The organism is Lentzea fradiae (assembly GCF_900100955.1).
Taxonomy (GTDB): domain Bacteria; phylum Actinomycetota; class Actinomycetes; order Mycobacteriales; family Pseudonocardiaceae; genus Lentzea; species Lentzea fradiae.
This window is the reverse complement of sequence record NZ_FNCC01000002.1, coordinates 578,593-589,671: the sequence shown is the minus strand read 5'-3', so window position 1 is coordinate 589,671 and position 11,079 is coordinate 578,593. Positions and strand designations below refer to the sequence as shown.

Below are 11,079 nucleotides of genomic sequence, written 5' to 3'. Positions count from 1 at the left end.
CGATGGTGGCCCTGTGCGGGAGGCTCACCAGCCGAGTGCGCGACGCTTCACCCGATCGTCGCAGCGACGTGCGGCGACATGACCATCTGGCCTGATCAACCAGCCGTCGCGGGTGCTGAAGCCGGGACCGGCGGTGCGCGACCCCGGCACCAGCTCGCCGCCCTCGGTGGTCAGCGGGGAGCTCTCGTAGGAGAACGGCGTGAAGAGCTTGCCCGAGTCGATGCCCTCGCCGGACTCGAGCGCCCGCTCGCGGCGCTCCCGCTCCTGCGGGGTGCGCGGCACCAGGAACCGCATGGTCTCGCCGGTGATGCGGAGGTTCTCGTCGGCGGCGGCCCCGCGTTCGAGCTCGTAGGACGCGAGCAGGTGCGGTCCCGCCTCTCCCGCGCGGTCGGCGGCGATCTTCCAGGCCGCGTTGTCCGCGTCGCAGATGCCCGAGTTCAGGCCGCGCGCGCCGAACGGGCTCATCACGTGCGCGGCGTCGCCCGCGAGCAGCACGCGCCCGACGCGCAGGGTGCGCGCACGGCGCTGGTGGAAGCGGTACGTGGACTGCCAGACGATCTCGTACGGCTTGTCGCCGACGACCGCGCGGACGTGGTCACCGGTCAGCTCGACGTCGTCGGCGACCTGCCAGTCGATCCGCCACACGCCGCCCGGCTGCGGGTGGAGCAGAACCTGCCGGCCCGCGTTTCCCGGCGGGTCGAAGTAGAAGCGCCGCTCGGGCGTCTCGAAGTCCAGGTCGACGCGGACGTCGGCGATGATGAACCGGTCGTCGAACGAGAAGCCGTCGAACGGGACGCCGAGCAGGTGCCGGACCGTCGAGTGGGCGCCGTCGGCGGCGATGCAGTGCGTGGCCCTGATGCCGTCCGGCGTGGACACGCCCCCGTCGTCCTGCGCCAGACCGGTGAGGGCGTGGCCGTGACGGAGCTCGATCAACGGCTCGGCGCGGACGCGGTCCTCCAGCAGCTGCTCGACGACGGTCTGCGGGGTGTTCACGAACGGCGGGAAGCCCTCTGCCCGAGGGAAGGTGGTGGTCAGCACCTCGCGGTCGCGGTAGTAGGTGCGGCCGGTGTACCAGGTGACGCCCGCGTCGGCGACGGCCTGGCCGACGCCGACCCGTTCCAGGATCTCCAGCACGTCGCGCTGCACGCAGATGGAACGGCTGCCCGCCTTGGCGCGGTGCTCGGCCGCCTCCAGGACGGTGCTCGGTACCCCGGCCCTGGCCAGCAGCAGCGCCGCCGTGAGCCCAACCGGTCCGGCACCGACCACCAGGACCGTCATTGCAACGCGTCCCAGACGGCGCGGTCGCGTTCGGCGGTCCAGATCTCCGGCCAGTCCCTGCCCTCGCACTCGTCCCAGTAGCGCTTCACGTCGAACGGCAGGCAGTGCTCGAAGATCGGCCAGCGCCCGTACCGGTCCACCAACGTGACGTGCGCGAGCTGGAACGCCTGCTTGAGCGTGCCGCCCTCGGCGTGCACCCCGCCGACGGTCCTGCGCAGCTCGTTGAGGAAGTGCCTGCTCTGGCTGATCGCGGCCTCGACCTCGATGCGGTCGCGCGCGACCTTGCCGCGCCCGCCTACCAGCACCTCCGCGCCGAGCTCCTCCACCTCGTCCAAAGTGGACGTCGCCCACTCGTCGTGGAACGCGTCCCCGGTGTAGAGCGCGGCCTGCGACTCGACCAGGTCGCCCGCGAAGAGGATGCGCTGCTGCGGCAGCCACGCGACGATGTCGCCCGCGGTGTGCCCGCGCCCGAGGTGCTGCAACACCAGGTCGCCGCGGTCGTCACCGAGCGGGATCGTCATGCGGTCGGAGAACGTGAGCGTCGGCCACGTCAGACCGGGGATCTCCTCGGGCCGCTCGAAGAGCCGCGGCATCCGCCCCAGCTCGCTCTCCCAGTCCTGCCGCCCGCGTTCGGCGATCAGCACGCGCGTCATCTCGTGCGCGACGACCTCCTGGGCGTCGAACGCGCTGGCGCCGAGCGTGCGCACGGCGTGGTAGTGGCTGAGCACGAGGTACCGGACGGGCTTCTTGGTGTGCTTCCTCAGCTGTTCGAGCCACCGGCGTGCGGCCGCGGGCGTGGCCCGTGCCTCGAAGCAGATGAGGAAGTCCTCTGCCTCGATCGCGCCGACGTTGGGGTCACCTTCTGCGGTCAGGGCGTAGACGCCTCTGGCGAGCCGGACGAACTGCTCGTCCTTGGGCGCGAGGTCGGCGCTGGAGGCGAAAGGCTTGGTGGCCATGCCTCCACCGTAGCCAAACGAGATCTTCCTAGGAGGTCTCCACGATCGGCAGTCGCAACGCGGCGGGAGCCTGCTCCGGCACGGCCGGGTTCTTCGGCTTCGCCGGGTTGACCCGCCGGTACGGCTGCCCCTGCGCGGGCCGCGGGTCCTGCTCGCCCTTGTTCGGCCACAGCGAGAAGGCCCGCTCGGCCTGCGCGGTGATCGTGAGGCTCGGGTTCACCCCGAGGTTGGCGCTGATCGCCGCACCGTCCACAACGGACAGTCCGGGGTAGCCGAAGACCCGGTGGTACGGGTCGATCACGCCCTCGCCCTCCGACGACCCGATCGCGCAGCCGCCGATGAAGTGCGCCGTCAGCGGGATGTTGAACAGCTCGCCCCACGTGCCGCCCGCCATGCCGTCGATGTGCTTGGCTGCCAGCAGGTTCGCCTCGTGCCCGGCGGGGATGAACGCCGGGTTCGGCTCGCCGTGCCCCTGCTTGCTGCTCAGCTTGCCGCGCTTGAGGAACGTCGTGATGGAGTTGTCGAGGCTCTGCATGACCAGCAGGATCACGGTCCGCTCGCTCCACCGGCGCACGCTGAGCATCTTGAGCAGCCGCACCGGGTTCCGCGCGGCCTGCTTGACGAACTGCAGCCACCGCGGCGTGCTCAGGGCGCCGTCCGTGGCGAGGGTCTGCAACATGCCCATGACGTTGCTGCCCTTGCCGTACCGGACCGGCTCGATGTGCGTGATCTCGTCGGGGTGGATGGAGCTGGTGATCGCGACACCACGCGTGAAGTCGCTTCGCGGGTCGACGCTGGTGCGCGCCGCGCCGATGATCGACTCGGAGTTGGTGCGCGTCAGCTCGCCGAGCTTGGACGAGATCTTCGGCAGCGTCGTGGCCTTCGCCCGGTGCAGCAGCTGCTGCGTGCCCCACGTGCCGGCCGCCAGCACCACCTGGTCGGCGGTGAACGTCCACGTGGCCCGTCCGCCGGTCTTCTTCGCCTCGACGGTCCAGCGGCCGCCGTTCTCCTTCAGCTGCGTGACGGTCGTGAGCGGGAAGACCTGCGCCCCCAGCTGCTCCGCGAGGTAGAGGTAGTTCTTGACCAGCGTGTTCTTGGCGCCGACCCGGCAGCCGGACATGCAGCTGCCGCACTCCGTGCAGCCCGTGCGCTCCGGCCCCGCGCCACCGAAGTACGGGTCGGCGGCCTTCTTGCCGGGCTCGCCGAAGTACACGCCGACGGGCGTCGGGTGGTAGCTGTCCTCGACCCCCATGTCCTTCGCGACCTTCTGCATGACGACGTCGCTGGGGGTCGTCGTGGGGTTCGTGACGACCCCGAGCATGCGGCTCGCCTGGTCGTAGAACGGGTCGAGCTCGTCCTGCCAGTCGGTGATGTGCGCCCACTGCCGGTCCTCGAAGAACGGCTTGAGCGGCCGGTACAGCGTGTTCGCGTAGACGAGGCTGCCGCCGCCCACCCCGGCACCGGCGAGCACCATGACGTTGCGCAGCAGGTGGATGCGCTGGATGCCGTAGCACCCGACCTGCGGCGCCCACAGGTAGCGGCGCAGGTTCCAGCTGGTCTTGGCGAACTCGTCGTCGGCGAACCGGCGCCCCGCCTCCAGGACGGCGACGCGATAGCCCTTCTCGGCCAGCCGGAGCGCGGCCACGCTCCCGCCGAACCCGGAGCCGACGATGACGACGTCGAAGTTACCGGCGAGTTCACCCATGCGTCGGAGAGTAGGCGTTACTTCCGGTAACGCCTAGTCCCCTATCGGTTCAGACGAGCGCGGCACTCGCACGAACGGGGCTGTCCGATCGCTGCTACAGGACCAGCGCCTCGATCACCCACACCATGAACGCCACGGCCAGGCCGGTGACCGCCAAGGCTCCGACGACGAGCAGGACCAGCACCCTCCAGCCGATGGCCTTCTCGTCCGCCGGCTCGCCCGTCAGGCCGTCGTGCTCTCCGCCGAGGTCGAACTCCTGCTCGTCGACCGTGTCCACACCACTGCTGTCGCCGCCACGGAACAAGGCATCCAAATCCACGATCCTGGGACGCGCGGAGTGGTCGTCCGGTTGCAGAGAGGTTCGGGCCCGAGCGAGAAGGGCGCGTCCCCCGGTGCGGGGAACGCGCCCTTGCAGGCAGAACGCGGGTCAGCCGCGGATCGTCAGGCCGACCTTCTGGAACTCCTTGAGGTCGGAGTAGCCGGTCTTGGCCATCGCCCGCTTCAGCGCGCCGAACAGGTTCGTCACGCCGCGCGGGTCCGCCGACGGGCCGAACAGCAGCGTGCGGAGGTCGAGCTCCTGGTCCACGGCCTCGGCGACCAGGCTGCGCGGCACGGACGGGTGCGCGGACGCCGCCGTCCAGTACAGGCCCTGACCGGGTGCCTCGGTCGCGGCGGCGAGGGGCTCGCCGAGCATCACGGCGTCGGCGCCGCAGGCGATGGACTTCGCCACGTCGCCCGACGTGGTGACGCCGCCGTCGGCGATGACGTGCACGTAGCGGCCGCCGGTCTCGTCGAGGTAGTCGCGGCGGGCGGCCGCGGCGTCGGCGATCGCGGTGGCCATCGGGACGCCGATGCCCAGGACCGAGTCGGTGGTGGTGACGCCGGGGGTGTAGCCGTAGCCGACGATGACGCCCGCCGCGCCGGTGCGCATCAGGTGCATCGCCGTGCGGTAGTCGCCGACACCGCCCGCGATCACCGGGACGTCGAGGTCCGCGATGAACGACTTCAGGTTCAGCGGCTCACCGCCGCGCGACACGTGCTCCGCCGAGATGATCGTGCCCTGCACGACCAGGATCTCGACGCCCGCGGCCAGCAGGTCCGGGGTGAGCTCCGCGGCGCGCTGGGGGCTCACGCGAGCCGCGACCGTGACGCCCGACTCGCGGATCTGCTTGATCGCCGCGGCGATCAGGTCCATCCGCAGCGGGGCGGCGTGCAGCTCCTGCAGCACCTTCACGGCCGCCGCCGGGTCGTCGCTGTCCTCGGTCGCCTGGACCAGGCGGAACAGCGCGTCCTCGACGTCGCTGTGCCGGGCCCAGAGACCCTCGGCGTTCAGCACGCCGAGACCGCCCAGCTCGCCGACCGCGACCGCCGTGCCCGGCGACACGATCGCGTCGGTCGGGTGGGTGATCAGCGGGATGTCGAAGCGGTAGGCATCGATCTGCCACGTCGTGGAGACGTCCTTGGACGACCTCGTCCGACGCGACGGGATGATCTCGATGTCGTCCAGCTCGTAGGCCCGCCTCGCGGTCCGGCCCATGCCGATCTCGACCAGATCGCGCACCTGTGGTTCCCTCCTGAGCTTCGTTCGACCTGCTTGACTGCCGGACTCGTGACTAGCGGGTGGTGTAGTTCGGGGCCTCGACGGTCATCGTGATGTCGTGCGGGTGGCTCTCCTTCAGGCCCGCCGCCGTGATCCGCACGAGCTGCGCGTCCTGCAGCTCGGTGATCGTGCGGGAGCCCGTGTAGCCCATCGCCGCGCGCAGACCGCCCGTGAGCTGGTGCACGACCTGCGACAGCGGGCCGCGGAACGGCGTGCGGCCCTCGATGCCCTCCGGCACGAGCTTGTCCTCGTTGAGGACGTCGTCCTGGAAGTAGCGGTCCTTCGAGTACGACTTGGCGTCGCCGCGCGACTGCATGGCCGCCAGCGAGCCCATGCCCCGGTAGGTCTTGAACTGCTTGCCGTTGACCAGGATCAGGTCGCCGGGCGCCTCCTGGGTGCCCGCGAGCAGCGAGCCGAGCATCACGGCGGACGCGCCGGCCGCGATGGCCTTCGCGATGTCGCCGGAGTACTGGATGCCGCCGTCGCCGATCACCGGCACACCGGCGGGACGGCAGGCGAGCGACGCTTCGTAGATCGCGGAGATCTGCGGCACGCCGACACCCGCGACGACGCGCGTGGTGCAGATCGAGCCGGGGCCGACGCCGACCTTCACGCCGTCCGCGCCCGCGTCCACCAGCGCCTGGGCGCCCGCCCGCGTCGCGATGTTGCCGCCGACCACGTCGACCGAGTCGCCGAGCTCCTTCTTGATGCGGGCGACCATCTCCAGCACGCCGCGCGAGTGGCCGTGCGCCGTGTCGACCATCAGCACGTCCACACCGGCGTCGGCGAGCGTCATCGCGCGCACGAACGAGTCCTCGCCCACGCCCACGGCGGCGGCGCACAGCAGGCGGCCGTCCGGGTCCTTGGTGGCGTTCGGGTACTGCTCGGTCTTCACGAAGTCCTTGACCGTGATCAGGCCCTTGAGCTTGCCGTCGCCGTCGACGATCGGCAGCTTCTCGACCTTGTGGCGGCGCAGCAGGCCCAGCGCGGCCTCGGCCGACACGCCGACCTGCGCGGTGACCAGCGGGCCGTTCGTCATGACCTCGCTGACGCGCTTGGTGTGGTCGAGCTCGAAGCGCATGTCGCGGTTGGTGATGATGCCGACGAGCTTGTTGCTCGCGTCGGTGACCGGCACACCGGAGATGCGGTAGCGGGCGCACAGCGCGTCGACCTCGGCCAGCGTGGCGTCCGGCGAGCACGTGACCGGGTCGGTGACCATGCCGGCCTCCGAGCGCTTCACCGTCTCGGCCTGGCGGGCCTGGTCCTCGATCGAGAGGTTGCGGTGCAGCACGCCGATGCCGCCCTGACGCGCCATCGAGATCGCCATCCGGCCCTCGGTGACCGTGTCCATCGCCGCGCTGGCCAGCGGGATCTTCAGGGTGATGTTGCGCGAGATCCTGGTGCTCGTGTCGACGCCGCTCGGGACGACGTCGGACTCGGCAGGCAGCAGGAGCACGTCGTCGAAGGTCAGTCCCAGCATCGCGAACTTGCCGGGGACTCCATCAGCGTTGAGCTCGCTGGTCATAGCGGGTGACATGCCTTCCGTCGTGCGGTCTGCGCTCCGCTCGCCCTGGGGTGGTGCCGGTCCAGTTTCCGCAGGCGGAGGCGGTGCTGCCCATGGTATCTGGACGGCTGAGGGGGTACGGCGGGTACCGTGCGGGGTCGTGCCGCACGACGCGTTGCCACCAGACCCCTTCGAGGGCGACCCCGAGGACCCAGCTCGCACCCTCGGGGAGCCGGAGCACGACCACCCTCCGATGGACGAGGACGAGCGAGCAGAGCTGGTCAGCGACCTGAGCGACCTCGCCGTCTACCAGGCCCTGCTGGAACACCGCGGGGTGCGCGGCATCGTCGTGGACTGCGGCGAGTGCCAGGAGCCGCACTACCACGACTGGGCGTTGTTACGAGCTTCACTCGAACAGCTGCTCGCGGACGGCAGGATGCGCCCGCACGAGCCCGCCTTCGACCCGGACCCCGGCTCGTACGTGAGCTGGGAGTACTGCCGCGGCTACGCGGACGGCGTCACGGCCACCGAGTCCGCGCGCTGAGCCGTCCGCACCGAGACCGACGTCACCGGGTGACTCCGACCTCACCCGGTGACGGCACGGCACATTTCACCCAAATCGCAACCCGAGCGGCCGCATTCCACCCGACGTGTGAACACCCGGACGTGTGAACGGCCCCTGACCTCGCGAGATCAGGGGCCGTTCACAGCACGTCTCAGCAGGATCAGCTCGACGGGCCCTCGGCGGGTGTTTGGTTCGCACCCTCGCTGTTCGTCCCGACGGGCGACCCGGACGCGGGAACCGTGCCGGGGTCGGCGGGCGGAGGCGGCGGGTTCTCGGCGTTGGAGGTGGGCGGCGGAGGCGTCGCCGACGTCGTCGTCGGGGACGGCTCGGTCGTCACCGGACTGCTCGTCGACGTCGACGGAGCCGTCGAGGTGGACGTGGCCGGCTTCGTCACGGGAGTCGTCGTGGTCGGCGACAGCGGCGTCGAGGTGTCGAGCTCCTTCTCGAGCTCCTGGTGCTTCTCCTCGAGCTGCTCCCTGCCGTCGGCCGTCGAGACGGACCCGAGGCCGGCCTGCACCTGGTCGAGCTTCTCGCGCGCCTCGGTCACCTTGCCCTCGCGCAGCGCGAGGCGGGCGGAGTCGAGGTTGTCCCGCACGATCGCGGCCGCCTCGATCGACTTGGCGTGCTCGGAGTAGAGCACCTGCGTCAGACCCCAGAGCGTGTCACCCGGCTGGGCGTCCCGCGCGACGAGGCTCACACCCGTGAAGGCGATGGCCAGCACCGCGGCGGCGCTCGCGAGGGGGATCAGGAAGCGGTGTCTGCTCACCGGCTGCGGACGGGCAGCCTGGATCGTCGCGATGGCGGTCTCGGTGTCGACCAGCTCGCCGAACGGCTCGGTCTCCACCTCGTTGCGCCACGCGAGCAACATCGCGTTCAGCTCGTCGTCGACCAAGGAGCCGGCCGCACCCGGTGTCGCGGACCCCAGGGCGTCCAGCAGCTTGTCATCGGCCTGTACAGCCGAAAGATCGTCGGCGACGGGTTCGTGCGGGGCTCTATCGTCCTCTCCGCGCACTTCTTCGTCGTCCCTTCCGTGTTCGTCGGCCACTCAGACCACCTCCTCCGCTGCCAGCGACTTGCGCAGCCGAGCGAGCGCGCGGTGTTGCGCCACCCGGACAGCGCCCGGCGTCGACCCGACCGCCTCGGCAGTTTCCTCGGCGGAGAGCCCGACCACCACCCTCAACAGCAGGATCTCCCGCTGCTTCTCCGGCAGGACGCGCAGAAGGACGGCCATCCGGTCGGAGAGTTCACCCTGCATGGCTCGCTGCTCCGGACCAGCTTCGGTCTCCGGCGCGTCGGGAACCTCGGGCACGGGTTCCGAGCGGTTCCTGGCGGCGGACCGGTGTGCGTCGGCAACCTTGTGCGCCGCGATCCCGTAGACGAACGCGAGGAAAGGCCGACCCTGGTCGCGGTAGCTGGGCAATGCCGTGAGCACCGCGAGACACACCTCCTGGGCCACATCGTCCGCCGAAGCGAAGCTCCGCTCCTGCCTGCCAACTCGGGCGCGGCAGTACCGCACCACCAGGGGACGTATGGAGGCCAGCAAGCGCTCGATCGCCCGGCGGTCGCCGTCGACGGCCGCGCCCACTTCGGCGTCCAGTCCGTCCCCCAAGCTGGTCATCGCAGACAACTGCCCTGGTGTTACTTGTTGGCGTACCGACATGACACGACACGAGTCACTCACAGCGACCCGATGCAGCAACCTCACCGTACCGGTCTTCCGCCCGTCTGTTCATCAGCGGGGTGTGGACACCGCGAGTGACCAGCCGACACGCGCTCACGCCACCGGCCCCGCTTCCCCACATGCGGCACATGGGGACGCGGGGCCGGTGGCGTCGGCGTGACTACTGGACGAGACCGCGGCGGAAACCGTGCGCGACCGCCTGGGCGCGGTCGCGGACGCCGAGCTTGCGGAAGAGACGACGGGCGTGGGTCTTCACCGTGTCCTCCGACAGGTAGAGCTCGCGGCCGATCTGGCCGTTGCTCTTGCCCTGGCTCATGCCCCGCAGCACCTGCAGCTCGCGCTCGGTGAGCTGCACGCCGGGGTCGGAGGGCTGCCGCGGTGCGGGGACCGAGGTGCTGGCGAGCGTGTGAGCGAGGGCCGCCACAAGCTCGGGACGCGACGCGTCCCACCTCAGATATCCACGCGCACCGCCGGCTATCGCCGCGGCGATGCTCCCGGCGTCGTCGGGCGCCCCGAAGACGATGACGTTCGCCTGGGGGTTCGCGGAGACGAGCCGACGGGTTGCTTCCACCCCGGTCGGGACGGCGCGCTGGGTTCCCACCAGTACGACGTCGACCGGCTGCCTGGAAAAGCGAGCCAACAACTCGTCACCGTGCGCTACGCAGTCGATGCGGCTAACCCCGGGGACAGCCGACATCACGCGGGTGAGACCCTCCCGCACACTGCGCCGGTCGTCGCAAATAAGGACCGTGGTCACGGGGACTCCTTTCCTGCAGCCGAGTGACGTTCCACTTCCCCTATCGGACGCTGAAGGCCGGACCTTGACACGATCCGGTGCTTAATCCGTCAAGAAGTTCGCCTCAGGGTCTGCGTTCGGGGGTTCCCCGGAACGGAGCAGCCACGTCGGGACCCACGCGGAGTCGGCGGCGATCCGGCGGCTGACGGGGTCCGCTCTCCGCAAGACGCAGCTCAGAGCCTCGACAGCCCGGTTCCCCGCGTCCGCGCCCGTCGCGGGGGCCTGCCGGCCCGCCAGCACGAGAGCGCTCGGCCAGACCAACGGATGAAGGCCGTTTCGAGCACTGTGATTTAGCTCACACTGGATTAGTTCGACGCCCCGGACCAGACCGTCGGGTGTCCCCCACACCACCAACGAGGTGCCCAGCACGAGGGCCGACTTGAGCTCGTGACGCAGCGCTTTTCTGCTCGTCGCGACCGCGTGGGCCCGCCCGGCGGGCCCGACGGCGGCCGCCGCGTCCCCCGACGCCAGCTCGACCTCGGCGGATACCCACCCCAGCCGCACCTCACTCCTCCATGACACCGCTTCTGCTCTCGCCAGCAGCCGCCGGGCCTCGACGAGCCGCCCCACCCCCAGCGAATCGGCGGCCAGCCCGAGCAACGCGTCCGTGCGCGCCCCGCTCGCGTCGATCCCGTCCGGGTCACCCCCACCGGTCGAGTCGATCCGCTGCAGAGCCTCGCCGTCGAGGGCGCGGGCCAGGTGGTGCGCGCCCAGTTGGCGGTGGTGCGACGCGCGCGTGGAGAGAGAAAGGGAGGCGATGACCGGATCCGGGTCGTGACGGAGGGTGTCGAGGACCGTGGCCGCGGCCGCGTAGTGGCCTTGACCGCCGAGGGTCACCGCGGCGAGCCAGCGCAGCTTCGGGTCCGGGGAGGACAGCGCGGGCCAGACGGGATGGCCGGGTGAGTCGCCGAAGGCGGCGCGGCGCAGCTCCTCTTCCATGGGGAGGAGTCTGCCTCCCGCGCCGGGCGGGAGGCGGAGCCGGTGGGTGGGCCGC

The 11,079-nt window shown here is 70.8% G+C and carries 11 protein-coding genes; 1 reads left to right on the top strand and 10 read right to left on the bottom strand.

All coding sequences use genetic code 11. The features are described from left to right. Positions 1-24: 24 nt before the first annotated feature. The 6 genes from BLT23_RS06960 to guaB form a co-directional block, all read right to left on the bottom strand. Positions 25-1,278, bottom strand: a complete 1,254-nt coding sequence (locus tag BLT23_RS06960; RefSeq protein ID WP_090046686.1) for an FAD-dependent monooxygenase — start codon at positions 1,276-1,278, stop codon at positions 25-27. After that, a complete protein-coding gene (locus BLT23_RS06955; RefSeq protein ID WP_090046683.1) occupies positions 1,275-2,234 on the bottom strand; it encodes an MBL fold metallo-hydrolase in 960 nt (319 codons plus the stop codon). Before BLT23_RS06955 ends, BLT23_RS06960 begins: the two co-directional genes overlap by 4 nt. Positions 2,235-2,262: 28 nt before the next feature. Then, positions 2,263-3,939, bottom strand: coding sequence for an FAD-dependent oxidoreductase (locus tag BLT23_RS06950; protein WP_090046681.1), 1,677 nt, complete (start codon positions 3,937-3,939; stop codon positions 2,263-2,265). A 94-nt stretch (positions 3,940-4,033) separates the two neighbouring features. Further along, positions 4,034-4,252, bottom strand: a complete 219-nt coding sequence (locus BLT23_RS06945) for a hypothetical protein (RefSeq protein ID WP_143035848.1) — start codon at positions 4,250-4,252, stop codon at positions 4,034-4,036. 114 nt (positions 4,253-4,366) lie between these two features. Then, positions 4,367-5,500, bottom strand: a complete 1,134-nt coding sequence (locus BLT23_RS06940) for a GuaB3 family IMP dehydrogenase-related protein (RefSeq protein WP_090046676.1) — start codon at positions 5,498-5,500, stop codon at positions 4,367-4,369. 52 nt (positions 5,501-5,552) lie between these two features. Next, positions 5,553-7,064, bottom strand: a complete 1,512-nt coding sequence (guaB, locus tag BLT23_RS06935; protein WP_090046674.1) for an IMP dehydrogenase — start codon at positions 7,062-7,064, stop codon at positions 5,553-5,555. Between the two features lie 139 nt (positions 7,065-7,203). Here guaB and BLT23_RS06930 point away from each other — a divergent pair, with 139 nt between their 5' ends. Further along, positions 7,204-7,587 carry a DUF5319 domain-containing protein gene (locus BLT23_RS06930; RefSeq protein WP_245743716.1) on the top strand — a complete coding sequence of 128 codons (384 nt, stop codon included), beginning with the start codon at positions 7,204-7,206 and terminating at the stop codon, positions 7,585-7,587. Positions 7,588-7,768: 181 nt separating this feature from the next. Here the strand turns inward: BLT23_RS06930 and BLT23_RS06925 are convergent, their stop codons facing one another. The 4 genes from BLT23_RS06925 to BLT23_RS06910 all read right to left on the bottom strand — a co-directional run bounded on the left by BLT23_RS06925 (position 7,769) and on the right by BLT23_RS06910 (position 11,024). Continuing rightward, positions 7,769-8,653 (bottom strand): anti-sigma-D factor RsdA, encoded by an 885-nt coding sequence (locus BLT23_RS06925; RefSeq protein ID WP_090046672.1) that lies wholly within the window; start codon positions 8,651-8,653, stop codon positions 7,769-7,771. Beyond that, the gene (locus BLT23_RS06920) at positions 8,654-9,226 is read right to left on the bottom strand and encodes a sigma-70 family RNA polymerase sigma factor (protein WP_090046670.1); all 573 of its coding nucleotides are present in this window, start codon (positions 9,224-9,226) and stop codon (positions 8,654-8,656) included. A 223-nt stretch (positions 9,227-9,449) separates the two neighbouring features. Then, on the bottom strand, positions 9,450-10,046 hold the full coding sequence (locus BLT23_RS06915; RefSeq protein ID WP_030471988.1) for a response regulator transcription factor: 597 nt from the start codon (positions 10,044-10,046) through the stop codon (positions 9,450-9,452). Positions 10,047-10,127: 81 nt separating this feature from the next. Continuing rightward, positions 10,128-11,024: a tetratricopeptide repeat protein gene (locus tag BLT23_RS06910; protein WP_176946628.1), complete on the bottom strand. Its 897-nt coding sequence runs from the start codon at positions 11,022-11,024 to the stop codon at positions 10,128-10,130. Positions 11,025-11,079 lie beyond the last annotated feature (55 nt).